Raw genomic sequence first — 23834 nt, forward strand, 5'->3', positions numbered from 1 at the left:
CACACCGGACCGGAATGACTCGCAGGCGGGCTCCACCGGGTGAGGAGGATGAGATCTGTTCTTCCCTGACTGTGGAGGACGAGAGCGCGACGCGCGCGAACACGCGCATGAGGACATGCCGGTATCCTGGTGAGTATGGCTAAGCGTGCTCCCGACCCCGAAAAGCGTCCTGGGTTCTTCTCCCAGATCAAATCCCTCTTCCGGTTCACGCGCGAGGTCTACCCGTGGCTGCCGTGGGCGCAGATCGCGATCCTCATCGGCGGCATCCTGCTCGGCCTCGTCGTCGGCTACCTCATCCCGCCGCTGCAGATCTGGTCGCTCATCCTCTGGGGCGTCACCGGTCTCATGGTCGGCGTGTTCGGCGCGATGTTCCTCATGACGCGACTTTCGACCTCGGCGATGTACAAGAAGATCGACGGGATGCCCGGCGCGACCGGACACGTGCTCAGCACGAGCCTCGGCCGCAAGTGGCAGGCCTCGGACACCCCGGTCGGGATCAACCCCAAGACCCAGGAAGCGGTCTACCGCGCGATCGGCCGCGGCGGAATCGTCGTCGTGGGTGAGGGCACCCGCGGCCGGCTCACCCGTCTCATCAACGAGGAGCGCACCAAGGCGCAGCGCGTCGCCCACGGTGTTCCCGTGAACGTCTACTACGTCGGACACGGCGAGGACGACATCGCGATCGGCGACCTGGCCAAGACGATCAAGAAGCTGCCGAAGGCCATCGACAAGACGACGATGGCCGCCGTCATCCGACGCGTCGACTCCGTCTCGCAGTCCGCGACGTCCCTGCCCATCCCGAAGGGCATCGACCCGACCAAGGTCCGCGCTCAGCGTCCGCGCTGAGTCACGACCGCAGGCTCAGCCTCAACCTCGCCGCACGGCCCGGACCGGGGCCGTTCAGTTCAGGGGCTGCTTGGGGAGCTTGCGCACGCGTGCCCGCCGACGGCGGCGCTCGGGGATCATCGACCGCATCTCGTCGAGCTTCCCGAAGCAGAGGAGCCGGTCGTCGGCCTCGAGGACCACGTGCTTACGGGGGTTCGGGATGACGTTCACCCCGCGGTGCAGCGTCAGCACGGTGATGTCGCGCTCCCACAGCCCCGACTCGCCCAGCGTCTTGCCGACGAGCTCCGCGGCGCTGTGCACGCTGAGCTCGGCGACGCCGTAGCCCGTCGACACCGTCAGACGCTGACGCACATCGATCTCCGGGAACGCCACCTGCCCGGCGATGTAGTCGATGATGGCACCGGCCACGTCGAGCTTCGTCGCCGCTTCGATCCCCTGCAGGCCCGGTGAGGAGTTGACCTCCATCACGAGCGGTCCGTCATCCCCCTCGAGCATGTCCACACCGGCGACGCGCAGACCCATGATCTGCGCCGATCGCACCGCCGCCTGCTCGTACACGGGGTCGAGCTGCACGGCTTCGACGCTGCCGCCGCGGTGGACGTTGGACCGGAACTCATCGCCTGCCGCGACGCGCCGCATCGCCGCGACGACGCGGTCGCCGACCACGAGCGCGCGGATGTCTCGTCCCCTGCTCTCGGAGATGAACTTCTGGATGAGGACGTTCTGATTCGTCGAATGCAGCGTCTCGATGATCGCCTCGGCGACCTTCACCTGCGGTGCGAGGATGACACCGATCCCCTGGGTCCCCTCGAGCAGCTTGATGACGACGGGAGCACCGCCGACGCGCTCGATCGCCGGGCGGACATCCGCACGGTTGCGCACGAACGCCGTGGCGGGCATGGCGATGTTGTGCCGAGACAGGATCTGGCTCGCGCGCAGTTTGTCCCTCGCGCTGGAGATGCCGTTGGCGGTGTTGGGCGTGTAGACGTCCATCTGCTCGAACTGACGCACCACGGCGGTGCCGAAATAGGTGATCGAGCTGCCGATCCTCGGGAGGATCGCGTCGTAGTCGCTCAGCGGCTTGCCTCGGAAATGGAGGTCGGGCTCGTCAGCGGTCAGATCTATGGCGAACTTGAGGGTGTTGAGCACCTTCACGTCGTGCCCGCGCTGCTGCGCTGCCGCGCGCAGACGCTGTGTGGAGTACGCGTGCGGTGCGCGGGAGAGGACGGCGAGCTTCACGTGTTTTTCCTGCCAAGATGTATCGCGTGGGTAAGACATCTCATTCAAACACTCTTATCGGGTGGCGTGAATGGGTGAGCCTCCCCGACGCGGGTGTGGATTGGATCAAGGCCAAGATCGACACCGGCGCACGCACCTCGTCGCTGCACGCGTTCGACATCGTCGAGTTCGACCGCGAGGGCGAGGACTGGGTGCGTTTCCGCGTCAATCCGTGGCAGGACACGGATGCGGATGCGACGATCGTCGAGTGTCCCGTGCACGATCGCCGCGCGGTGCGCAGTTCGTCCGGCCATGCCCAGGAGAGACTCGTGGTCCTTCTCGCGATCCGTCTGGTCGATCGGCTCGTCGTGTCCGAGGTGACCTTGAGCAATCGTGACGAGATGGGATTCCGGATGCTGATCGGAAGAGAGGCTCTGCGCCGCGGCTTCATCGTCGACCCCGCCCGGTCCTTCATCGGCGGGCGCGCCCCGAAGGAGGCTCGTCGCCGCAACCGGGGACGCGTCTGAGGAGCGCGATCAGGCGCGGATGAGTACGGCGCCGACGCTCTTGTCGTGGAGCCCGCGCTGATCGGGGTCCCAGATGACCGCGGGGATGACGAGGACGAGCAGGAGTGTCCTCACGATCGGACGCCACATACCGATCCAGGCACCGTTGAGCAGGACCACCCGCATTCCGAGGATCCGGTGCCCAGGGCTGCCGCCCAGCGTGGGGATGAACAGGATCTGAACGACGGCGAAGACGCTGAGAGTCGCAAGCGAGTCGTACTCGAAGAACGCGATCGAGATGACGACGGCAGCGGCCCAGTCGATCGCGAGGGCGGCGATGCGACGCCCGACCCGAGCGATGCTCCCCGGTCCGGTGGAGGGGAAGCCGAGGCGCTCTCCCGGGTATGAGTTCGCCGCGTCTGTCACATGTCCATCCTATCGAGGCTCTGTAACATGGCCGAAACAAAGAGGACACGGCTGGGAAACCCCCTCGCCCTAATCTTCACGAAGGCCTGAAAGCCCCGACCCGCGTCATCCAGGAGTGATACATGTTCACCGATTCATCCGAGGTGCTGAGCTACATCAAGGAGAACGATGTCAAATTCCTTGACATCCGTTTCACCGATCTGCCCGGCGTGCAGCAGCACTTCAACATCCCCGCGTCGACTGTCGACGAAGCCTTCTTCACGGACGGACAGCTCTTCGACGGCTCGTCGATCCGCGGCTTCGCCAGCATCCACGAATCGGACATGCAGCTCATCCCCGACGTGACGACGGCGTACCTCGACCCGTTCCGCGAGGAGAAGACCCTGATCATGGTCTTCGACATCTACAACCCGCGCACCGGCGAGATCTACACGAAGGACCCCCGCCAGGTCGCCAAGAACGCCGAGAAGTACCTCGCGTCGACCGGCATCGCCGACACCGCGTTCTTCGCCCCTGAGGCCGAGTTCTACGTCTTCGACGACGTCCGCTACGAGGTCACCGCCGGCAAGAGCTTCTACAGCGTCGACTCCGAGGAGGCAGCCTGGAACACCGGCCGCAAGGAAGAGGGCGGCAACCTCGGCAACAAGACCCCGTACAAGGGCGGCTACTTCCCCGTCTCCCCCGTCGACAAGCAGGCGGACCTCCGCGACGACATCGTGCTCAAGCTCATGGAGGCGGGCCTCGAGGTCGAGCGCTCGCACCACGAGGTCGGCACGGCCGGTCAGGCCGAGATCAACTACAAGTTCGACACGATGGTCCACGCGGCCGACGACATCCTGAAGTTCAAGTACATCGTCAAGAACACCGCAGAGCAGTGGGGCAAGACGGCGACGTTCATGCCCAAGCCGCTCTACGGTGACAACGGCTCCGGCATGCACACCCACCAGTCGCTGTGGAGCGAGGGCAAGCCCCTGTTCTACGACGAGGCCGGCTACGGCCAGCTCAGCGACATCGCGCGCTGGTACATCGGTGGCATCCTCGCCCACGCTCCCGCGCTGCTCGCCTTCACGAACCCGACCCTCAACAGCTACCACCGTCTGGTGAAGGGCTTCGAGGCGCCGGTGAACCTGGTGTACTCCGCCGGCAACCGCTCCGCGGCGATCCGCATCCCGATCACCGGCTCGAACCCGAAGGCCAAGCGCATCGAGTTCCGCGCTCCCGACGCGTCCGGAAACCCGTACCTGGCCTTCGCCGCGCAGCTGATGGCGGGCCTCGACGGCATCAAGAACCGCATCGAGCCGCACGAGCCCGTCGACAAGGACCTCTACGAGCTCCCGCCGGAGGAGGCCAAGAACATCCCGCAGGTGCCCAACTCCCTGCTGGACTCGCTGGAGGCGCTGCGCGCCGACCACCGCTTCCTGCTCGAGGGCGGTGTCTTCACCGAGGAGCTCATCGAGACCTGGATCTCCTACAAGATCGAGAACGAGATCCTGCCGATCGCGCAGCGTCCGCACCCGTTCGAGTTCGAGCTGTACTACGGCGTCTGACACTTCCGCGCTGACGAGAAGAGGTCGCCCCGCACCGCGGGGTGGCCTCTTCTCGCTTTCTCCGGCGGGCGCTAGCGTGCAGTATGGGCAGATTCAAGTACGACAGCACCGCACCGCCGATCCACATCGAGGACGCGACGCTCGCTCACCTGAAGGTCGTGATCGGCGTCAAACTGCGCCGCCAGGAGAGCTTCATGATGACCTGGCAACCCGTGGACGGCAGCGGAGACGGCCGCATGACCGCATGGATCCATCCGTGCGTCCCGTTGCTGTTCGTCTTCGACGACGCCGACGTGCCGCCCATCGACCCGAAACGGCTCGAAGCCATCATGCAGGCGACCAACGCGACTGGCGAGCTCATCCTCGACCATCTGATCCCGCCGCCGACCTGAGACGGCTCTGAGGATCGGTCAGAGGACGTTCACCGCACCTGCCTGCACCCGCACCTCGAACGACGACACCTCGCCGACCTCTTCGCCGTCGATCTCGAACATGGACGGCTGCGCCAGCCGCACGACGACACGCTCCGCCGTCAGGTGCTGGGTCGAGTCCGTGCTCACGGCCTCGTCGTCCTTGGTGAGCAGGCGACGGATGCCGTTGTCCCAGACGACCGATCGCACGGTCTCCATCCACTGCAGGGCACCGTCAGCGCTCACCATCAGCAGGTCGAGGCGCCCGTCGTCGATCTTCGCATCGGGAAGCAGACGCAGACCGCCCTGGAGCATGCCGCAGTTCCCGATGAGCATCGTGTGGGCGCTCACCTCCTGCGGCTCGCCGTCGTCGACCGTGAGCGTGATCGCGGTCATCTCGGCCCCTGCCACCGCCCGGCCCATCGCCTCGACATACGCGAGCCATCCGGCCTTGTCCTTGAGGTCGTCGTCCGTCTCGACGAGCATCTGCGCGTCGATGCCAAACCCGACCATGACGGCGAACGCGTGCTCCTCCTCGTCGAGCAGAACCCAGCCGAGGTCGATCGGACGCGACTCGCCCGCGCTGATGCGTCGCAGCGCGCCGGGGATGTCGTCGAGCGGGACGTCGAGGTTGCGCGCGAGCAGGTTCCCCGTCCCTTGAGGCACGATCCCGAGGAGCGCGTCCGTCCCGGCCAGAGCCTCGGCCACCGCGCGCACTGTGCCGTCCCCGCCGACGGCGATCACGGTCGAGCAGCCCGCAGCGAGTGCCTCCTGCGCCATGCCGCGCCCCGGGTCTTCCACGCTGGTCTCCCACCACTGCACGTCGTCGCCGATGTGCTCGGCCACCGCCGAGCGCAGCGTGTCCTCGTCGATCTTCGAGGGGTTCCAGATGAGGGCGGTCTTCGTCGTCATGTGCTCAGCCTGAGCCAGCAGGGCGCTTCGCGCAACTCGACGCACGCTCACCCGTAGAACAGCTGCTCGAAGACGCGGCGTGCACGTCGTGTCGTGCCGAGATAATCCTCTTCGATCTCGTTGGCCGATCGCTCCGGATAGCCCAGCAGGCGCCCGATCGCGTCGAGCTCGCGACGGTCCCACGGCAGCAGATCACTCGTCTGTCCGGTGCGAAGGGTGATGGCCGACCGCAGACGGCTGGCCAGCAGCCAGGCCTCGCGCAGAAGCTCGGCGTCCTCCCGCTCGATGAGGCCGGCGTCGACGGCGACCTGGAGCGCGTCGAGCGTGGAGGTCGTCCGAAGACCGGGGACGGCATGGGCGTGCTGCAGCTGGATCAGCTGGACGAGCCACTCCACATCGCTGAGGCCGCCGGGGCCGAGCTTGAGGTGACGATGCGGGTCAGCGCCCTGAGGCAGGCGCTCGCCCTCGATGCGTGCCTTGATCCGCTTGATCTCGCGCAAGGAGTTCTCGTCGACGGCTTCCGGGTAACGGATGCTGTCGGCCATCGCCATGAACCGCGTCAGCAGGTCAGGATCACCGGCCACTCCTCTGGCGCGCAGGAGCGCCTGCGCCTCCCACGACAGGGACCAGCGCCGGTAGTACTCCGAGTAGGCGGTGAGGGACCGCACGAGCGGCCCGCTGCGGCCCTCTGGGCGCAGATCCGCGTCGAGGTCCAGCGGTACCTTGGCGTCGCGGAGATGCTCGCGCAGGCCGGCCACCAGCTGGCCGGCGAGCTTCTGCGCGCGCTCCGGTTCCACGTCGCCCGGCTCGTAGACGTAGAGGATGTCGGCGTCGGAGCCGAAGCCGAGCTCCGCGCCGCCGAACCGGCCCATGCCGATGATGGCGAACTGGAAGGACGCGTCCTCCACGGGGACGACCTCGCGTCGCACCGCGCGCAGCGCGGCCTGGATCGTCGTGTCGGTGATCGCCGTCAGCGCGGCGGCCAGTTCCTCGATCGTGAGCACGTCGAGGACGGCGCCCATGGCGGTGCGGAGCAACTCGCGACGCCGCAGGGCCCGGACGGCCTTCAGGGCCGAGGACACCGACGCATGCCGGGTCTGGATGGCCCTGGCCTCTTCCTCGAGCTTGTCGGCGCCGCGCGGCCGCAGCCGGTCGGCACGCTCGAGCCAGGCGACGGACTCCGGGATCCATTCCAGCAGTTCTCCGACGTAGCGCGAGGAGGACAGCAGGATCGTCAGGTTCTCCGCCGCGCCGGAGGAATCGCGCAGCATCCGAAGGAACCACGAGGTGTCGCCGAGGCGCTCGCTGATGCGCCGGAATGCGAGAAGTCCGTAGTCGGGGTCGCTTCCGTCCGCGAACCAGCGCACCATGACGGGCATGAGGTGGCGCTGGATGGTGACCTTGCGGCTGATGCCGGAGGTGAGCGCACCGATGTGTCGCAGCGCGCCGGCGGGATCGCGGAACCCGATGGCGGCCAGACGATCGCGCGCCTGCTCCGTCGACAGCGTGCGTTCCTCCTCCGGCAGCGCCGCGACCGCGCTCAGCAACGGACGGTAGAACAGACGCGTGTGGATGTCGCGCACCTCCCGGCGCACCTGCTCCCACACCTTCCAGATCGCATCCCCCGTCTCCGCGAGACCCGACGCCCGGGCCAGGATGCGCCGCTCCTCGCTCGTCCTCGGCATGAGATGCGTGCGGGTGAGGTCTCGGAGCTGCAGACGGTGCTCGAGAAGGCGGAGGGTGCGGTAGTCGGAGGCGAACGCGGCAGCGTCGGTACGGCCGATGTAGCCGCCGGCGACGAGCGCATCCAGGCTCTCCAGCGTGCCGCGCGTGCGCAGACCCGGGTCGGTGAGGCCGTGCACGAGTTGCAGCAGTTGCACGGTGAACTCGATGTCGCGCAGGCCACCCACGCCGAGCTTGAGCTGGTACGGGGCATCGTCGGCATCCACGTGCTCGGTCACACGTTCGCGCATCCGCTGGACGCTGTCGACGAAGTCCTCCCTCGCCGCGCTCGACCAGATCTTCGGCTGCACGGCCTCGATGTACGCCTGTCCGAGGTCGTCGTCGCCGGCGAGCGGCCGCGCCTTGAGCAGCGCCTGGAACTCCCAGCTCTTGGCCCAGCGGTCGTAGTAGGCCAGATGCGACCCCAGCGACCGGACCAGCGCGCCCTGTTTGCCCTCGGGCCGCAGGTTCGCGTCGACCTCCCACAGGGGCGGCTCGACCTCGATCCCGGAGATCCCCTTGATCGTCTCCCGCGCGAGGCGCGTCGCGATGTCGATCGCGCGCGCCTCCTCGAGCACACTGTCGTCGGCGGTGCCTCCGACGAAGATGACATCGACGTCACTGACGTAGTTGAGCTCTCGCGCGCCCGCCTTGCCCATGCCGATGATCGCCAGCTGGGTCTGTGCGACCTGCTCCGCGGGGATACTCGTCGCCACGCGTGCACGTGCCACCGCGAGGGATGCTTCGAGCGCAGCTCCTGCCGCGTCGGCGAGGGCTGCGGAGATCGCCGCGATACGGGACGCGGGCTCGGGCGTCATGACGTCGATCGCTGCGATCTCCGCCAGGGATCGACGATAGGCGACGCGCAGCGCCACCCAGGCGCTCTCGTCGCCGGAGGCGGCCACGCCGTCCGTCGCGTCGACGGCAGCCAGCATCCGCTCGCGCAGCATCATCGCATTGGGAACGAGTGGGCCGGCCTCCGCCAGCACCGAGAGTTCCTGAGGATGCCGCTGGAAGAAGTCCGCCAGCCCCGTCGACGCCCCGAACAGACGCCAGACCGTCTCGCGCGCGTCGTCGTCCTCGATCAGCGGACGAAGCGCATCGACGTCGCGTCTGGCGACGCGCAGCATCCCCTCGGCCGCCACATCGGGGTCCGCCGCGACGGCGCCGTCGAGCAGCCGCGCACCGTCGATGCCCAGCAGCAGGGAGAGCTCATCCACCGCCTCGGCGCCGGCGCTCAGGTCGGTGAACCCGAGACGCGCCAGCGCCGAGCGCGAAAGAGCGGACTGTGACCGCGCCATCACTCAGAGCAGTTCGAGGTTGCTCTTCAACTCGAAGGGCGTGACCTGACCGCGGTACGCCTCCCACTCCTTGCGCTTGTTGAGGAGCACGTAGTTGAACACCTGCTCGCCGAGCGTCTCGGCGACGAGCTCGGAGTCCTGCATGAGCTCGAGCGCATGGTCGAGGCTCGCCGGCAGCGAGGAGTAGCCCAGCGCACGACGCTCCGCGTCCGTCAGCGACCAGACGTTGTTCTCCGCCTCCGGAGGCAGCTCGTACTCGTTCTCGATGCCCTTGAGGCCGGCGGCCAGCATCAATGCGTAGGCGAGGTACGGGTTGGCGGCCGAGTCGATGCCGCGGTACTCGACCCGCGAGGACTGGCTCTTGTTCGGCTTGTACATCGGCACCCGGACGAGCGCGGAGCGGTTCGCGTGACCCCAGGTGACGAAGCTGGGCGCCTCGTCGCCGCCCCAGAGCCGCTTGTAGGAGTTGACGAACTGGTTGGTGACGGCCGCGATCTCGTTGGCGTGCTTGAGGAGACCGGCGATGAAGTGGCGGCCGGTGCGCGAGAGCTGGTACTTCGCCCCCTCCTCCCAGAACGCGTTCTGGTCCCCCTCGAACAACGACATGTGCGTGTGCATGCCGCTGCCCGGCTGGTCGCTCATGGGCTTGGGCATGAACGTGGCGTACACGCCCTGTTCGATCGCGACTTCCTTGACCACCGTGCGGAAGGTCATGACGTTGTCGGCCGTGGTCAGGGCGTCCGCGTAGCGCAGGTCGATCTCGTTCTGCCCCGGGCCACCCTCGTGGTGGCTGTACTCGACCGAGATGCCGAGGTCCTCCAGCATCCGCACCGAGCGACGACGGAAGTCGTGCGCCGTGCCACCTGGCACGTTGTCGAAGTAACCCGCGGAGTCGACCGGGACGGGCCCGTCCGGGCCGATCACGGAGGACTTCAGCAGGTAGAACTCGATCTCGGGGTGCGTGTAGAAGGTGAAGCCGGCGTCGGCGGCCTTGGCCAGCGTGCGCTTGAGGACGTTGCGCGGGTCGGCGACCGCCGGCTCGCCGTCGGGCATGGTGAGGTCGCAGAACATGCGAGCCGTCGGGTCGATCTCACCGCGCCACGGGAGGATCTGGAACGTCGTCGGGTCGGGCTGCGCGAGCAGGTCGGACTCGTGCGTGCGCGTGAGCCCCTCGATCGCCGAACCGTCGAAACCGATCCCCTCGGCGAACGCTCCTTCGACCTCCGCCGGCGCGATCGCCACGGACTTCAGGGTGCCGATGACATCCGTGAACCACAGGCGCACGAACTTGACGCCGCGCTCCTCGATCGTCCGCAGGACGAAGTCCCGCTGCTTGTCCATGCTCATACGCCCCGCTACTTCCCGTCCACGTCGGAGGCCTTGCGCCAGTCCTCGTCGATGGCCTCTTCTGCAGCCCAGGCCTCGGAGCGCGCACGGAGGGTCTCCATCGCGTTCGCAGCGGCCTCCTTCGTGTCGAAGGGTCCGACGCGATCGACAGCAGGCGACAGCAGGCCGTACTCGACCTCGCCGGAGGAGGTGTTGTACCAGTACTTGTGCTCACCACTGGACATGTATGAATCTTCTCCTCGAGACATGGCGTCATCCCTTCGTGAATGCTCTGTCACGATCCTAGTGGCGCGCCCAGGTCTGGCTAGGCTATTGCGCATGGCAAAAGCGATCGGCGTCGACATCGGCGGCACAGGTATCAAAGCAGGCATCGTCGACCTCTCGGCGGGCACTCTGGAATCGGACCGCATCCGGGTCGACACCCCCAAGGGCGCGTCTCCCGAGGACGTCCTCTCCGCCGTCAACGAGGTGCTCGACACACTCGGTGTGCGCGAGTCCGACCTACCGCTTGGCGTCGCCTTCCCGGCCATCGTGAAGCGCGGCAAGACGCTGTCCGCCGCGAACGTGTCGAAGGAGTGGATCGGCTTCGAGGCCGAGAAGTTCTTCGAAGACGGCCTCGGTCGCTCCATCACCTTCGTCAACGATGCGGATGCCGCCGGCGTCGCCGAGGTCCGCCATGGCGCCGCGCGTGACGTCGAGGGTCTGACGATCCTCGCCACCCTCGGCACCGGCATCGGTTCCGCATTCCTGTACGACGGCGTCCTGCTCCCCAACACCGAGCTCGGCCACCTGCTGTACAACGGCACGACCGTCGGCGAGGCATCCATCGAGCGATGGACGGCGTACTCGGCCATGGAGCGCGAGAAGCTCTCCTGGCAGGAGTGGTCGGCGCGCCTTCAGGTGTTCTTCTCGCACGTCGAGTTCCTGTTCACCCCCGACCTGTTCGTCGTCGGCGGAGGCGTCTCCAAGCACCCGGAGAAGTTCCTCCCGCGATTGGAACTCAACACGCCGATCGTCCCGGCGATCCACCGCAACTCGTCCGGCATCATCGGCGCAGCATCCCTCGCCGCCGACTGACATTGACTGGGTCGTCCAGGAGGCGACCGAAGACACGAAGCGGGGCGCACGAGAGATCGTGCGCCCCGCTTCGTCGTCCGGTCAGCCCTTGCGGACCCTGACCTTCTGGTACGGCTTGGCGATCGAGTCGCCGATCGCCTGAGCGATGAGATCCTCAGCGGTCTGGTTCTTGCGGGCGAGCTTCGCGACCCACTTGGTGAATCGTGCACCCTTTGCGAGTTCCTTCGCACTCCGGTCCTCGAGCGCGTAGAAGTACAGTGCGGCCTCCGGCAGCAGCGAGAGCACGCCGTTGAGCACGCGCCGCGTCGCCCACTTCGCGATCGGGCCCTTCACATCGGGATGCCGGAGCGAATGCCCCGCGAGCGCGGCGAAGATCGTCAGCGCCTTGGAGTTCAGCTCCTCGCGGATGTATGCGTCGAGCTCCGCGAAGGTGTCGAAGTACGGACCGGGAACGTGCAGCATCTGCGCACCCTGACGTGATTCGACCACGACGCGATCGGAGTCCGCGACGGACAGGCCGGGGCCGAACTCCTGGTAACCGCGCACAGCGGACCAGATGTACGTCCACCATGTCCACCGCTGCCAGGTCGGCTGCTTCGCCGTGACGACCTCGCCGGTCTCCGGATCGGTCCAGGTCGCACGCTCGTGCAGACGGTCGACGTGCGCTGCTGCGGCATCCGCGTGCGCCTTGTCGGCGAAGACGGCATCCCGCAGATAGGCAGAGGTGCGGTCGAAGCGCGCCGCCATCGCCTCGGGCCCCTCCGTGGTCAAGGACACGCGTTCGAAGTGCGTCATCATGCCCGGCTCCAGCATCTGCAGGAACACGGCGTTCTTCGCACCGAGCATCGAACCGGGGTCCGAGAACACGCGCCACGAGACGCTGTCAGGGCCGTAGTAGCCGTCGTCCGCGCGTGGCGCGTCGCCGAGCGTACGACTCGGGTGTACGTCCGTCATGAATAGTCTTCCCCTCTCGAAGGGCACCGCGAACGGCAACAGCGCCGTGCCGGCTCGAATCGGGTTGCGCGTGCGCGCTGGGAGCCGTGTCGGTGCGTTCGATCAGAGCCTAGCGATCGCGCGGGCGACGCCGAGACCATATGTCGACGGACGTAGGCTTGTGAGCATGCTCGTCGCCCTGATCCGTCCTGTCGAAGTCCGCACCGTCTCCGTGGAGGGCGAGCACATCCCGGACATGCGCAACGAGGTCATCACGCAGATGCCGGAGGGCTGGGATCTGATCAACGCGCCCGTCTCGATGGCGCGGGGCGGGGCCAGGAAGATGGAGGCCACCTTTCAGCGCTTCGACGAGCTGCGCGAGATCGAGGCCGAGGACATGGATGCGCTCATCGCCAAGGTCCCGGAGGGGTGGATGATGCTCTCGGTCCGCCGGGCCTAGTTCCCGGAGTGCGAATGGGGCGGCCTGTACGCCGGGTTCTGTTCCGGGGCCTCTCTCGAGGGTTCCCTTCGACGGCCATCTCTCTCGGCGACACGTTGCCGTGCCGCTCCAGCGGTCTACCCGAGGACTCGGCGAGCCGCGTCATCATCCTCTGTCTGACCTTGCTCCGGACGAGGTTTACCTGGCGGGTCATGTCACCATGACCCCCGGTGGTCTCTTACTCCACCCTTTCACCCTTACCTTCCGGACCGGAGTCCGGAGGGCGGTCTGCTCTCTGTGGCACTGTCTCGCGGATTGCTCCGGGTGGGTGTTACCCACCGTCCTGCCCTGTGGAGCCCGGACGTTCCTCGGTGCGGTCTCCCGCAACGCGACCGTCCAGCCGCCCCATTCGCTCGACCAGTCTACTTCTCCGCGCTCTGCACCACACGGAGGTCCAGTGGCACATCGATCGGGAACGACCCGAACATCCGGGCTGTGGCCACAGCGGCTGCCTCGCGGACGGCCTCTGCCGCGGCATCCGCGTGTTCGGCCGGCACGTGCAGGATGACCTCGTCGTGCAGGAAGAACGCGAGATGGGCATGGTGCGCGAAGGGGCCGGATGCCGTCGCCGGCGTCTCGGCGACGGGAAGCATGCGCAGCCGATGGCGGATCTCCGCCAGCCAGATCAGGGCCCACTCCGCGGCTGTGCCCTGGACGACGAAGTTGCGGGTGAAGCGACCTCGCTCGCGGGCCCTGGCCCGCGCGCGCTTCACCGCGGCAGGCTCCGCATCCGCCCCTGACGCCGCCGCCTGCTCCGCATCCCAGTCAGGGCCGGGGCGGGGCGATGAGCGTCCGAGCCAGGTCGAGACGACACCACCGTCTTCGCCAGTGCGCGCGGCCGCGTCGACGAGATGCATGGCGCGCGGGTAGACCCTCCGCAGACGCGGCACCAGCCTGCCGCTGTCGCCGGTGGTCGCGCCGTACATGGCGCCGAGGACGGCGTACTTCGCCTCCTCCCTTGTGGCCACCGCGCCCGAGGACACGACTCCGGCGTACAGGTCCTGGCCCCGGGCGGCCTGTGCCATGGCGGTGTCGGAGGACATCGCCGCGAGCATGCGCGGTTCGAGCTGCGCCACATCGGCGACCACCAGCGTCCATCCCGGATCGGCGCGCACAGCCGGACGCAGCATCCGAGGCAACTGCAGCGCTCCCCCGCCGGCCGATGCCCAGCGCCCCGTCACCACGCCTCCGGGGATGTAGACCGGCCGGAAGCGCCCATCCCGCACCCACTCCGCAAGCCACGCCCATCCGTTCGCGCTCATGAGCCGGGAAAGCTTCTTGTACGCCAGGAGCGGAGCGATGACGGGGTGCGAGATCGCGGAGAGCTCCCACTGACTGGTCGACTCCACGTTCACACCCACCCGGTGCAGGGCACGCAGCAGCTTGACGTGACTGTCCAGGTGCAGGTGCGGGTCACCGAGATGGAATCTCACCGCATCCGCCGCCGCTGCCATCTTGGCGGGAAGCCCTCCGCCCGCAGGGCGAGCCCCGAGGACCTCGGTGAGGATGCCGTCGTGCACCTCGGCGTCCCACGGCAGGCCCGCGGCGCGCATCTCCTCGGCGATGAGCCCGCCCGCGGACTCTGCGGCGCACAGGAGAGCGAGCCGGCCCCTGCGGTCTGCGGCGATGACCCGGAACTGCTCCTGCGTCTGTGCCAGCAGATCATCGACGGACTCCGCATGCGGCGAATCGACAGCCGCGAAGAGCCCCGGTTCCCCGACGTCCGGTTCCCGGGGCATCCAATCGGCCGACGGTGCCAGCGGGCGAGCGACGGCGTCGGTGTCCCGGAGGATCGCATGGCACAGGAGCAGATCGTGCGTCCGGGTGAGATGCACACCCGCAGCCAGCAGCGGGGCGTACACGGTTCTCGCACTGCGGATGATCCAGCGGGGTCGTTCTTCCGCCTCGACCCGTCGCACCCAGTCAGCGAGGTCGGCAGGCCGGAGTTCGTGGCGCTGCACCTCCACACCCGCCGCATCGACACGGACGGCGAGGATCTCGCCCTCGGCGACGGCCAGCAGAATCCGCGAATCGGCTGCCGGCCGCGTCGTCACAGTCCTGATTCGTCGGTGCGAACCAGGATGGCACCGCACTCCGGGCACGAGACGACGTCGTCCGCAGCCGCGCGGCGGATCTCATTCAGGTGCGTTCCGGAGAGCATCATCCGGCATCCCTCGCACGTACCTCGTCGAAGAAGCCCGACTCCGATTCCCCGGGAAGCGCGACGCGTGTACTCGGCGAGCAGATCCGCCGGGATCTCTGCGGCGATCGCCTCGCGGTCACGGGTGAGCTGCTCGATCTCGGTGGCGGCGGCGGCGACCTGCGCCTTCGCCTGCGCGGTGAGATCGGTCCCCTCGGCGGTGGTCGTGTCGATGAGCGCCTGCTGCGCGGCGACAGCGGCCTCGGCCTCTTCGAGGCGTGCCATGACTCCCAGCTGCGTGTCCTCGAGATCGCTCACCCGTCGGGCCAGGCTCGCGAGCTCGTGCTCGAGCGCCTGTGCGTCCTTCGGGTTGGTCGCGGCCGCGAGGCGGTCGGTGTCACGGGTGCGACGCTGCTCGGTCACGCGGACATCGGACTCGAGACGGGTGAGCTCGGTGCGGATGTCGTCGCGCGTACCGGTCAGCACGGTCAGATCACGCAACTGCTCCTGGCGCGCCTTGGCGAGCTCGTTGATCCGGGGCCCCTGCGGGGGCGTCGACCGACGATGCTCGGCCTGCTGCAGGCGCCGATCGAGGTCGGCCACGTCGAGAAGGATGCGCTGGTGCTCGGGGCTGGCGTTCACATGACCAACTTACCCGCGACAGTGGACGCTCGTCAGACGCCTCGTCCGTCGAGGTACGTCCACGACCGGTCCTCCCGCACGAATCGGCTGCGCTCGCGCATGGATCCCGGCGCACCGGCCTCCCGGAAGAACGCCTCGAACTCGACGACCCCGTCGGAGTCGAACGGCCCGCCGCCGACGACGTCGAGGATGTCGAGCCTGGTCCAGCGGACGTCGGGGTCCAGGTCCAGCCGGGCGGGCCGAGTGGACGGATGCCACGACGTGAGGAGATAGGGCGCGTCCCCCAGCGCGAACGCCGTGAACCGCGACCTCATCAGTCGCTCTGCCGTCGGGGCCTTCGTCGTACCGGCGAGCACAGGTCCGCAGCATGAGTCGTAGACGTCACCGGAGGTGCAGGGGCAGCGCATGTGACCATCATGCCGCGTACGCTGAGACCAGACCTGAGAGGGAGGCCTCATGACTTCTGTTCCCGTCCGCACCGCGCACAACGGCTTCACGCTGCCCGCGATCGGCCTCGGCACATATCGCCTGAACGGCGACGCCGGAGCCGCCGCGATCGCCGCCGGCATCGACGCCGGATACCGTCTGGTGGATTCCGCGTTCAACTACGAGAACGAAGGCGCGGTGGGCCGCGGCGTCGCGGACGCCGCCACGGATCGTGCCGAGGTCATCGTCACGACGAAGCTCCCCGGTCGGCATCACCCCAGCGAGAAGGCGCGCCCGAGCATCGAGGAGAGCCGGTTCCGTCTCGGTCTCGATGTCACAGATCTCCACCTCATCCACTGGCCGAATCCGAGCCAGGACGAGTACGTGCAGGCGTGGGCCGCCCTCGTCGATGCGCAGGCGCGCGGAATCGTCCGTCAGATCGGCGTGTCGAACTTCCTGCCGGAGCACCTGGAGCGGATCGAGCGCGAGACCGGCGTCCGCCCTGTGGTCAACCAGATCGAGGTGCACCCCTACTTCCCGCAGAGCGAGCAGCTCGCCTACCACCGGGAGCACGGGATCATCACGGAGGCCTGGAGCCCGATCGGCCGCGCGAAGGAGATGCTCGACGAACCGGTCATTCAGGAAGTCGCAGCGGCGCACGGCATCTCCGCGGCACAGACAGTGCTCGCGTGGCATGTGGCCCGAGAGAGCGTCGCCATCCCGAAGGCGTCCTCCCTCGAGCACCAGGAGGCGAACCTCGCCGCGGCGACGGTCGTCCTCGACGCCGCCGAGGTCGAAGCGATCACGGCGCTCGGCCGTCCTGACGGCCGCATGTTCGACGGCGATCCGCGCACACACGAGGAGTCCTGACCCCTCTTTTCGCGCACTCTCCTTTTTTGCCGACGGCCTGTCGGAAAAAGGAGTATGATCTCCATTCGTGACTCAGACATCCGACCGTTTCCACCGGCTCCGCTGGTGGGGTCTCGCCGCCATCTCCTTCGCCGTGGCGCTCATCATCATGGACGCCACGATCGTTTCGGTCTCCATGCCGAGCATCATCTCCTCCATCGGCCTGTCCACGACGCAGGTCCAGTGGGTGCAGGAGGTGTACACGCTCGTGTTCGCCGCGCTCCTCATGGTGTGGGGAGTCATGAGCGACCGGATCGGTCGACGCCGACTGCTCGTCATCGGCCTCGTCGTCTTCGTCGGCGCGAGCATCCTGTGCGCGTTCGCGCCGACCGGTGGATGGCTGATCGCCGCGCGCGCCGTCCAGGGCGTCGGTGGATCGATGATCCTGCCGACGACGCTCGCCCTCCTGAATGCGACCTTCACCGGGCGTGAGCGTGGGATCGCCTTCGCGGTATGGGGTTCGACCATCGGTTCCATGGCAGCCGTCGGCCCCGTCCTCGGCGGATGGCTGACCTCCGCCTTCTCCTGGCACTGGGCATTCTGGATCAACGTGCCGTTCGGCGTGGCCATCATCATCGGACTGCTGATGACCACCCCCGAGTCCCGCCAGCGCGACGCCGCACGTTTCACCGACTGGATCGGTGCGGGCGCGTCCGTCCTCGGGTTCGGAATGCTCGTCTTCGCGCTCATCGAAGGACGCGCGTACGGCTGGTGGACGGCGACAGAAGCCGCCCCCGTGCGTCTCGGGGACTTCAGCGTCATCCCTCTGCTGTTCCTCGGCGCAGTGATCGTCCTCTTCGCGCTCGTCATGCGCGAGCGTGCCCGCGTGAAGGCCGACAAGTCGGTGCTCCTCGACGTCTCCCTGTTCCGCATCCCGACGTTCAGCAACGGCAACGTGACGGCCCTGACGGTGTCGCTCGGCGAGTTCGGTCTGATCCTCTCGCTCCCCCTCTGGTTCCAGTACGCGCGCGGCATGGACGCCTTCCAGGCCGGCCTCGCACTCCTCCCGCTCGCGATCGGCTCGTTCCTCGCCAGCGGCGCGGTGTCGTCGCTCTCCAAGCGCATGACGCCGGTGCAGCTCGTGAGGCTCGGCATCGTCCTCGAGATCGTCTCCCTCGCGGCGATGGCGTTGCTCATCCGCTCCGACTCGACGCTCTGGGTCACCGGCGTGCCGTTGTTCTTCTACGGCATGGGCGTCGGTTTCGCCACGGCCCAGCTCACCCAGTTGATCCTCGTCGACGTGCCGGTCGACCGGTCGGGCCAGGCATCGTCCACCCAATCCACGGCCCGGCAGGTGGGGTCTGCTCTCGGCATCGCCATCCTCGGCACCGCGCTGTTCACCACACTCCGCATGGGGACAGAGGCCCGGCTCGCCGACCAGATCGCCGCCGATCCGAGTATCGGGAAACTCGTCGCCGGGGTCTCCGACTCCGCCGGTGGGCTCATCGCGAAGCTGGCCGCGGACCCGTCGACGGCGTTCATCGCCGATGCCGCCCGTGAGGCGCTCACGCAGGGCGTCTCCGTCGCGGCGTGGGTCGGCATCGCCGCGCTCGTAATCGGCCTGTTGACGACCATTCCCCTCGGCCGTCGCAGTGCCACCACGGCGCCGGGTCCGCAGGCACGTACTGTCGCGGACTGACTCCGGGTCGCACACGCGGCGGAATACCGCACAGCCCGTCGGGCTTGCACCCTGCATGAGAGCAGTCACGTACACGCGCAAGGGAAGCTCCGACGTCCTCGAGATCGTCGACCGCGAGCCGGCGGCACCCGGTCGGGGCGAGGTGCGCGTTCGCATCCATGTCTCGGGAGTGAATCCGACCGACTGGAAGGCGCGCGCGAGGGAGGACTGGCCGATGCCGTTCCCCGACGTGGTGCCCAACCAGGACGGCGCCGGTGTCGTCGAGGCCGTGGGCGACGCCGTCGACGGGCTGGACGTGGGCGATCGCGTGTGGGTGTACCTCGCCGCGCATGAGCGCCCCACCGGCACCGCCCAGGAGTCGACCGTCCTCCCGGCCGCGCGGGTCGTCCGGCTGCCCGAGGGCGTCGGTTTCGACGTCGGAGCCAGCCTCGGCGTGCCGGCGACGACCGCGCACAGGGCGCTCACCGTGCACGAGTTCGGACCGGCACGCCTCTCCCCCGGCAGTCTCGCCGGGCGCACCGTCCTCGTGCAGGGCGGTGCCGGCGCGGTCGGACACGCCGCGATCCAACTCGCCGCATGGGCGGGAGCCGTGGTGATCACCACCGTCAGCAGCGATGCGAAGGAACGCCTCGCCCGCCGCGCCGGGGCCCACCACGTGTTCCACTACCCGGACGAGAAGCTCGCCGACCGCATCCTCGAGACGGCCCCCGACGGCGTCGATCACATCGTGGAGGTGTCGCCCGCGACGAACGCCGGACTGGATGTGCGCGTCCTCGCGAACCACGGCGTCGTCGCCTACTACGCGACAGACAAGGGCGAGACATTCTCTCTGCCGGTCATGGCGAGCTTCGCGAAGAACGCCAGATGGCAGGGTGTTCTCCTCTACACCGTCGGGCAGGATGCCCTGACCGCGGCGGCCGAGGACATCACCGCCGCCCTGCGGGACGGCGCGCTCCCGGTCGGCGAGGGCGCCGGGCTGCCGCTCATCTGGTATCCGCTCGACGAGACCGCGGAGGCGCACGACGCGGTCGAGAACGGCGCCGTGGGCAAGGTCCTCATCCGCGTCACCGAGTGACGATCGGTCCGGTCCGGGGCGGGAGATGCGAGGTGGGCCCTGCCGGGATCGAACCGACGACATCCACGGTGTAAACGTGGCGCTCTACCAGCTGAGCTAAAGGCCCTGGTGCCTTCATTCTACGCAGTGGTCTCATGCGCGCCGTAACCGTGGAAGACTACTAGGCTGAACACGGCGCGCGTTGTGCCGGGCCGACAAAGGCTCCCCGCGTCGCTTCCCGTTTCCTTGGCAAGACCTGCCAGCTTGACGAAAGGCTCCACGTGACCGTCCACGATCAGGATCCGTACTCCCAGGGCCCGCTCGACAGCGACCCGGATGAGACCGGCGAATGGCAGCAGTCGCTCGACGAGCTCGTCGACACGAAGGGCCCAGGACGCGGGCGCGAGATCATGCTCAGCATGCTCAAGCGCTCGAAAGAGCTGCACCTCAACGTGCCGATGGTGCCGACCACCGACTACATCAACACGATCGCCTCGGAGAACGAGCCCGAGTTCCCCGGTGACGAGGAGCTCGAGCGCCGCTACCGCCACTGGATCCGGTGGAACGCCGCGATCACCGTGCACCGCGCGCAGCGGCCCGGCATCGGGGTCGGCGGTCACATCTCGACGTACGCGTCCGCCGCGTCGCTCTACGAGGTGGGCCACAACCACTTCTTCCGCGGTCAGGACCACCCGTCCGGCGGCGACCAGATCTTCTACCAGGGCCACGCCTCCCCCGGCATGTACGCCCGCGCATTCCTCGAGGGGCGCCTCTCCGAGGCTCAGCTCGACGCGTTCCGGCAGGAGAAGTCCGGTGCCCCCAACGGCATCCCCTCCTACCCGCACCCGCGCATGATGCGGGACTTCTGGCAGTTCCCCACCGTCTCGATGGGTCTCGGCCCCATCAACGCCATCTACCAGGCGATGACGAACAAGTACCTCGCGAACCGCGGCATCAAGGACGTCGCCGACTCGCACGTCTGGGCGTACCTGGGCGACGGCGAGATGGACGAGGTCGAGTCGCGCGGTCAGCTTCAGGTGGCAGCGAACGAGGGGCTCGACAACCTCACCTTCGTCATCAACTGCAACCTCCAGCGACTGGACGGACCCGTCCGAGGCAACGGAAAGGTCATCCAGGAGCTGGAGTCCTACTTCCGCGGCGCCGGCTGGAACGTCATCAAGGTCGTCTGGGGCCGCGAGTGGGACGAGCTGCTCGCCCGCGACACCGACGGCGCGCTGCTGAACCTCATGAACGTCACCCCGGACGGCGACTACCAGACGTACAAGGCTGAGAGTGGCGCATTCGTCCGCGAGCACTTCTTCGGTCGCGACGAGCGCACCGCCGCCCTGGTCAAGGACTACACGGACGACCAGATCTGGAAGCTCCGCCGTGGTGGCCACGACTACCGCAAGGTCTACGCCGCGTACAAGGCCGCGATGGAGCACAAGGGCCAGCCGACGGTCATCCTCGCGAAGACGGTCAAGGGCTACGGCCTCGGCCCCCACTTCGAGGGCCGCAACGCCACGCACCAGATGAAGAAGATGACGCTGGAGGACCTCAAGCTCTTCCGCGACACCATGCAGATCCCGATCACGGACGCGCAGCTGGAGGAGGACCCCTACCAGCCGCCGTACTACCACCCCGGTGCGCAGGACGAGACGATCCAGTACATGCTGGAGCGCCGCCGCGACCTCGGAGGCTTCCTCCCGGAGCGCCGCAGCACCCACGTCGGCCTGTCCATCCCGGAGGACAAGGACTACGCATTCCCCAAGAAGGGCTCGGGCAACCAGGAGGTCGCCACGACGATGGCGTTCGTCCGCATGCTCAAGGACCTGCTGCGGGTCAAGGGATTCGGTGAGCGGATCGTGCCGATCATCCCCGATGAGGCCCGCACGTTCGGCATGGATTCGTACTTCCCGTCCGCGAAGATCTACAACCCCAACGGTCAGAACTACACCGCCGTCGACCGCGAGCTGCTCCTTGCGTACAAGGAGAGCCCGCAGGGTCAGATCATGCACGTCGGCATCAACGAAGCCGGAGCCACCGCGGCGTTCACCGCGACGGGCACGGCGTACTCGACGCACGGCGAGCCGCTGATCCCGATCTACATCTTCTACTCGATGTTCGGCTACCAGCGCACCGGCGACGCCTTCTGGGCGGCCGCGGACCAGATGGCCCGCGGATTCGTGATCGGCGCGACGGCGGGACGCACGACGTTGACCGGCGAGGGAACGCAGCACGCTGACGGCCACTCGCCGCTGCTCGCGTCGACCAACCCGGCGACGGTCAGCTACGACCCGGCCTACGGCTACGAGGTCGCCCACATCGTGCAGGCCGGTATCGAGCGCATGTACGGCGGCAACCACCCGGATCCCGACGTCATGTACTACCTCACGGTCTACAACGAGCCCTTCAAGCAGCCCGCCGAGCCGGAGAACGTCGACGTCGAGGGCATCCTCAAGGGCATCCACCGCGTCTCCGAGGGCACCGGCGAGGGCCCGCGCGTCCAGCTGCTCGCTTCCGGCGTCGGCGTGCCGTGGGCCGTCGAGGCCCAGGAGCTGCTGTCGAAGGACTGGGGCGTCTCCGCCGATGTCTGGTCCGTGACGAGCTGGAACGAGCTGCGCCGCGACGGCCTCGCCGCCGACGAGCACAACTTCCTGCACCCCGAGGAAGAGCCGCAGGTCGCGTACCTCACGCAGAAGCTGCAGTCGGCCGAAGGGCCGTTCATCGCGACGAGCGACTACATGCACGCGGTCCAGGACCAGATCCGTCAGTGGGTCCCGGGCGACTACTACACGCTCGGCGCCGACGGCTTCGGGTTCGCGGACACGCGTGCTGCGGCTCGCCGTTTCTTCAAGATCGACGGACCGTCCATGGTCGTTCGCGCGCTGCAGGCGCTGGCCGACAAGGGCGCGGTCGAGCGCTCCGTGGTGGCGGAGGCCATCGCGAAGTACGACCTGCACAACGTCAACGCCGGCACGAGCGGAAACGCCGGCGGCGAGAGCTGAGCTGCATGTGACCGCCTCGTCTCCCGCGTCGATGGACAAGGCCGCGACGCTCGCCTGGCTGCGCCGCATCTCTGGTGATCTCGCGACCGCGACGATCCAACGGCTCGAGGAGACGCTGCCCTGGTACGCCGACATGCCACCGGCCCGCCGCTCTGCGGTCGGGCTGGTGGCACAGGCCGGCATCACGTCGTTCATCCAGTGGTTCGACGATCCGACGTCCACCCCGTGGATCGCGGCGGATATCTTCGCGGCGGCTCCGCGAGAGCTGCTGCGCAGCGTCAGCCTCACTCAGACGTTGCAGTTGATCCGCGTCACGGTCGAGATCACCGAGGAGCGCATCGCAGGTAAGGGCGAGATGCTCCGCGAAGCGATCCTGCTGTACTCCCGCGACGTCGCCTTCGCGGCCGCGGATGTGTACGCACGCGCCGCGGAGGCTCGTGGACTCTGGGACGCGCGTCTTGAGGCGCTCGTAGTGGACTCGATCCTCACCGGCGAAGCCGACGAGGAGCTGCCGAGCCGAATCGCGGCCCTCGGTTGGCACGGCCATGGCGAGGTGTGCGTTCTGGTCGGCACCACACCGCCGCAGTTCGACGTCGACCACGTGCGGCGCACGGCCCGCAAGCTCGCCGTCGACGTGCTCATCGGCGTTCAGGGGTCGCGTCTCGTCCTCGTCCTCGGACGCGCACGGGTCGCCGGGAAGGATGAGGAGCAGGAAGAACTCGCCTTCGAAGAGATCGCCGCCCGCCTCGAGCCGTCGTTCGGCCCCGGCTACGTCGTTCTCGGCCCGCCGGTCACTGCCCTGGTCGACGCCGGCCAGAGCGCACGCGCGGCCCTCGCCGGTTTCGCCGTGGCGCGCGCCTGGCGCACGGCTCCCCGGCCCGTCGAAGCGGACGACCTCCTCCCCGAGCGTGCGCTGGCCGGCGATCCGCTGGCGAAGCAGACCCTCATCGACCGGATCTATCGCCCTCTGCAGGCCCACTCGACGGACCTGGTGACGACCCTGTGGAGCTATCTCGACAACGGCCGCTCCCTTGAGGCGACGGCCCGGGAACTCTTCGTGCACCCCAACACCGTGCGCTACCGCCTCAAGCGCGTCAGCGAGGTCATCGGGTGGGATGCGACCGGGCCGCGCGAGGCGCTGATCCTGCAGACCGCGCTCATCCTCGGTTCCATCGGGACGGCGGAGAGCGTGCGCCGGCGGCCGTCCGCTCGTCGCACGCGCTGACCACCCTTCTGTACGCCACGCACAAACGATCTCCGGAATCTTGTGAG

21 protein-coding genes, 1 tRNA gene and 1 other RNA gene are annotated in these 23834 nt (G+C 67.9%); 11 read left to right on the forward strand and 12 right to left on the reverse strand.

Annotation, left to right across the window (positions count from 1 at the left end; translation table 11 throughout):
- Positions 1-135 precede the first annotated feature (135 nt).
- On the forward strand, positions 136-846 hold the full coding sequence (locus HD600_RS13740; protein ID WP_184284328.1) for a DUF4191 family protein: 711 nt from the start codon (positions 136-138) through the stop codon (positions 844-846).
- 54 nt (positions 847-900) lie between these two features.
- Here HD600_RS13740 and HD600_RS13745 read toward each other — a convergent pair whose 3' ends face one another.
- A complete protein-coding gene (locus HD600_RS13745; protein ID WP_144796227.1) occupies positions 901-2085 on the reverse strand; it encodes a RimK family alpha-L-glutamate ligase in 1185 nt (394 codons plus the stop codon).
- Between the two features lie 17 nt (positions 2086-2102).
- Between HD600_RS13745 and HD600_RS13750 the strand changes: the two genes are divergently transcribed.
- Positions 2103-2591, forward strand: coding sequence for an ATP-dependent zinc protease family protein (locus HD600_RS13750; RefSeq protein ID WP_184284329.1), 489 nt, complete (start codon positions 2103-2105; stop codon positions 2589-2591).
- A 9-nt stretch (positions 2592-2600) separates the two neighbouring features.
- Here HD600_RS13750 and HD600_RS13755 read toward each other — a convergent pair whose 3' ends face one another.
- Positions 2601-2996, reverse strand: a complete 396-nt coding sequence (locus HD600_RS13755; protein WP_184284331.1) for an RDD family protein — start codon at positions 2994-2996, stop codon at positions 2601-2603.
- Between the two features lie 122 nt (positions 2997-3118).
- Here HD600_RS13755 and glnA point away from each other — a divergent pair, with 122 nt between their 5' ends.
- Positions 3119-4543 carry a type I glutamate--ammonia ligase gene (gene glnA, locus HD600_RS13760; protein ID WP_144796230.1) on the forward strand — a complete coding sequence of 475 codons (1425 nt, stop codon included), beginning with the start codon at positions 3119-3121 and terminating at the stop codon, positions 4541-4543.
- An 83-nt stretch (positions 4544-4626) separates the two neighbouring features.
- Positions 4627-4935, forward strand: coding sequence for a DUF7882 family protein (locus HD600_RS13765; RefSeq protein ID WP_184284333.1), 309 nt, complete (start codon positions 4627-4629; stop codon positions 4933-4935).
- Between the two features lie 18 nt (positions 4936-4953).
- Here the strand turns inward: HD600_RS13765 and HD600_RS13770 are convergent, their stop codons facing one another.
- From HD600_RS13770 to HD600_RS13785, 4 genes are read right to left on the reverse strand one after another with little or no spacing between them, the layout of a single operon-like run.
- Entirely contained in the window at positions 4954-5865 is a 912-nt protein-coding gene (locus tag HD600_RS13770) for a diacylglycerol/lipid kinase family protein (RefSeq protein WP_144796232.1), read from the reverse strand.
- Between the two features lie 47 nt (positions 5866-5912).
- Complete coding sequence (locus HD600_RS13775; RefSeq protein WP_184284334.1) at positions 5913-8888, reverse strand: bifunctional [glutamine synthetase] adenylyltransferase/[glutamine synthetase]-adenylyl-L-tyrosine phosphorylase; 2976 nt, start codon at positions 8886-8888, stop codon at positions 5913-5915.
- 3 nt (positions 8889-8891) lie between these two features.
- Positions 8892-10229, reverse strand: coding sequence for a glutamine synthetase family protein (locus HD600_RS13780; protein WP_144797050.1), 1338 nt, complete (start codon positions 10227-10229; stop codon positions 8892-8894).
- A gap of 14 nt (positions 10230-10243) precedes the next feature.
- Positions 10244-10459 (reverse strand): SPOR domain-containing protein, encoded by a 216-nt coding sequence (locus tag HD600_RS13785; RefSeq protein WP_144796234.1) that lies wholly within the window; start codon positions 10457-10459, stop codon positions 10244-10246.
- A 94-nt stretch (positions 10460-10553) separates the two neighbouring features.
- On the opposite strand from HD600_RS13785, the gene ppgK reads away from it, so the two are divergent.
- Positions 10554-11312, forward strand: a complete 759-nt coding sequence (gene ppgK, locus HD600_RS13790) for a polyphosphate--glucose phosphotransferase (protein WP_144796235.1) — start codon at positions 10554-10556, stop codon at positions 11310-11312.
- Positions 11313-11393: 81 nt separating this feature from the next.
- On the opposite strand, the gene HD600_RS13795 is transcribed toward ppgK, so the two are convergent.
- Positions 11394-12266 carry an oxygenase MpaB family protein gene (locus tag HD600_RS13795; protein WP_144796236.1) on the reverse strand — a complete coding sequence of 291 codons (873 nt, stop codon included), beginning with the start codon at positions 12264-12266 and terminating at the stop codon, positions 11394-11396.
- A 166-nt stretch (positions 12267-12432) separates the two neighbouring features.
- On the opposite strand from HD600_RS13795, the gene HD600_RS13800 reads away from it, so the two are divergent.
- Positions 12433-12705, forward strand: a complete 273-nt coding sequence (locus HD600_RS13800; RefSeq protein ID WP_144796237.1) for a hypothetical protein — start codon at positions 12433-12435, stop codon at positions 12703-12705.
- 11 nt (positions 12706-12716) lie between these two features.
- Here HD600_RS13800 and rnpB read toward each other — a convergent pair.
- The 4 genes from rnpB to HD600_RS13820 form a co-directional block, all read right to left on the reverse strand.
- An RNA gene (gene rnpB, locus HD600_RS13805) (RNase P RNA component class A) lies at positions 12717-13092 on the reverse strand.
- A gap of 14 nt (positions 13093-13106) precedes the next feature.
- Entirely contained in the window at positions 13107-14798 is a 1692-nt protein-coding gene (locus HD600_RS13810; RefSeq protein WP_338402245.1) for a bifunctional 3'-5' exonuclease/DNA polymerase, read from the reverse strand.
- Positions 14795-15526: a CT398-like coiled coil hairpin domain-containing protein gene (locus tag HD600_RS13815; RefSeq protein ID WP_184284337.1), complete on the reverse strand. Its 732-nt coding sequence runs from the start codon at positions 15524-15526 to the stop codon at positions 14795-14797. Before HD600_RS13815 ends, HD600_RS13810 begins: the two co-directional genes overlap by 4 nt.
- Positions 15527-15558: 32 nt before the next feature.
- On the reverse strand, positions 15559-15933 hold the full coding sequence (locus HD600_RS13820) for a YchJ family protein (protein WP_184284338.1): 375 nt from the start codon (positions 15931-15933) through the stop codon (positions 15559-15561).
- Between the two features lie 49 nt (positions 15934-15982).
- Between HD600_RS13820 and HD600_RS13825 the strand changes: the two genes are divergently transcribed.
- The 3 genes from HD600_RS13825 to HD600_RS13835 all read left to right on the forward strand — a co-directional run bounded on the left by HD600_RS13825 (position 15983) and on the right by HD600_RS13835 (position 19575).
- Positions 15983-16822 (forward strand): aldo/keto reductase, encoded by an 840-nt coding sequence (locus HD600_RS13825; RefSeq protein ID WP_184284339.1) that lies wholly within the window; start codon positions 15983-15985, stop codon positions 16820-16822.
- Between the two features lie 67 nt (positions 16823-16889).
- Positions 16890-18500, forward strand: a complete 1611-nt coding sequence (locus HD600_RS13830) for an MFS transporter (protein ID WP_338402246.1) — start codon at positions 16890-16892, stop codon at positions 18498-18500.
- Positions 18501-18555: 55 nt separating this feature from the next.
- Complete coding sequence (locus HD600_RS13835) at positions 18556-19575, forward strand: NADPH:quinone reductase (protein ID WP_144796241.1); 1020 nt, start codon at positions 18556-18558, stop codon at positions 19573-19575.
- Positions 19576-19608: 33 nt separating this feature from the next.
- Here HD600_RS13835 and HD600_RS13840 read toward each other — a convergent pair.
- Positions 19609-19681 (reverse strand) — tRNA-Val (locus HD600_RS13840).
- 154 nt (positions 19682-19835) lie between these two features.
- Here HD600_RS13840 and aceE point away from each other — a divergent pair.
- Together aceE and HD600_RS13850 are read left to right on the forward strand one after the other, a co-directional pair.
- Positions 19836-22562: a pyruvate dehydrogenase (acetyl-transferring), homodimeric type gene (gene aceE, locus HD600_RS13845; protein ID WP_184284340.1), complete on the forward strand. Its 2727-nt coding sequence runs from the start codon at positions 19836-19838 to the stop codon at positions 22560-22562.
- A 31-nt stretch (positions 22563-22593) separates the two neighbouring features.
- Positions 22594-23787 carry a PucR family transcriptional regulator gene (locus tag HD600_RS13850; protein WP_144797059.1) on the forward strand — a complete coding sequence of 398 codons (1194 nt, stop codon included), beginning with the start codon at positions 22594-22596 and terminating at the stop codon, positions 23785-23787.
- Positions 23788-23834: the final 47 nt, after the last annotated feature.

The organism is Microbacterium ginsengiterrae (assembly GCF_014205075.1).
Classification (GTDB): domain Bacteria; phylum Actinomycetota; class Actinomycetes; order Actinomycetales; family Microbacteriaceae; genus Microbacterium; species Microbacterium ginsengiterrae.

What these genes read in the sequence shown, in the direction of transcription:
- HD600_RS13795 (WP_144796236.1), bottom strand. Translation starts at nt 12,266, where the DNA reads ATGACGGACGTACACCCGAGTCGTACGCTCGGCGACGCGCCACGCGCG.
- HD600_RS13825 (WP_184284339.1), top strand. Translation starts at nt 15,983, where the DNA reads ATGACTTCTGTTCCCGTCCGCACCGCGCACAACGGCTTCACGCTGCCC.
- HD600_RS13770 (WP_144796232.1), bottom strand. Translation starts at nt 5,865, where the DNA reads ATGACGACGAAGACCGCCCTCATCTGGAACCCCTCGAAGATCGACGAG.
- HD600_RS13775 (WP_184284334.1), bottom strand. Translation starts at nt 8,888, where the DNA reads ATGGCGCGGTCACAGTCCGCTCTTTCGCGCTCGGCGCTGGCGCGTCTC.
- HD600_RS13850 (WP_144797059.1), top strand. Translation starts at nt 22,594, where the DNA reads ATGGACAAGGCCGCGACGCTCGCCTGGCTGCGCCGCATCTCTGGTGAT.
- HD600_RS13820 (WP_184284338.1), bottom strand. Translation starts at nt 15,933, where the DNA reads ATGCGCTGCCCCTGCACCTCCGGTGACGTCTACGACTCATGCTGCGGA.
- HD600_RS13800 (WP_144796237.1), top strand. Translation starts at nt 12,433, where the DNA reads ATGCTCGTCGCCCTGATCCGTCCTGTCGAAGTCCGCACCGTCTCCGTG.
- HD600_RS13785 (WP_144796234.1), bottom strand. Translation starts at nt 10,459, where the DNA reads ATGTCCAGTGGTGAGCACAAGTACTGGTACAACACCTCCTCCGGCGAG.
- HD600_RS13765 (WP_184284333.1), top strand. Translation starts at nt 4,627, where the DNA reads ATGGGCAGATTCAAGTACGACAGCACCGCACCGCCGATCCACATCGAG.
- ppgK (WP_144796235.1), top strand. Translation starts at nt 10,554, where the DNA reads ATGGCAAAAGCGATCGGCGTCGACATCGGCGGCACAGGTATCAAAGCA.
- HD600_RS13835 (WP_144796241.1), top strand. Translation starts at nt 18,556, where the DNA reads ATGAGAGCAGTCACGTACACGCGCAAGGGAAGCTCCGACGTCCTCGAG.
- glnA (WP_144796230.1), top strand. Translation starts at nt 3,119, where the DNA reads ATGTTCACCGATTCATCCGAGGTGCTGAGCTACATCAAGGAGAACGAT.
- HD600_RS13780 (WP_144797050.1), bottom strand. Translation starts at nt 10,229, where the DNA reads ATGGACAAGCAGCGGGACTTCGTCCTGCGGACGATCGAGGAGCGCGGC.
- HD600_RS13740 (WP_184284328.1), top strand. Translation starts at nt 136, where the DNA reads ATGGCTAAGCGTGCTCCCGACCCCGAAAAGCGTCCTGGGTTCTTCTCC.
- HD600_RS13750 (WP_184284329.1), top strand. Translation starts at nt 2,103, where the DNA reads ATGTATCGCGTGGGTAAGACATCTCATTCAAACACTCTTATCGGGTGG.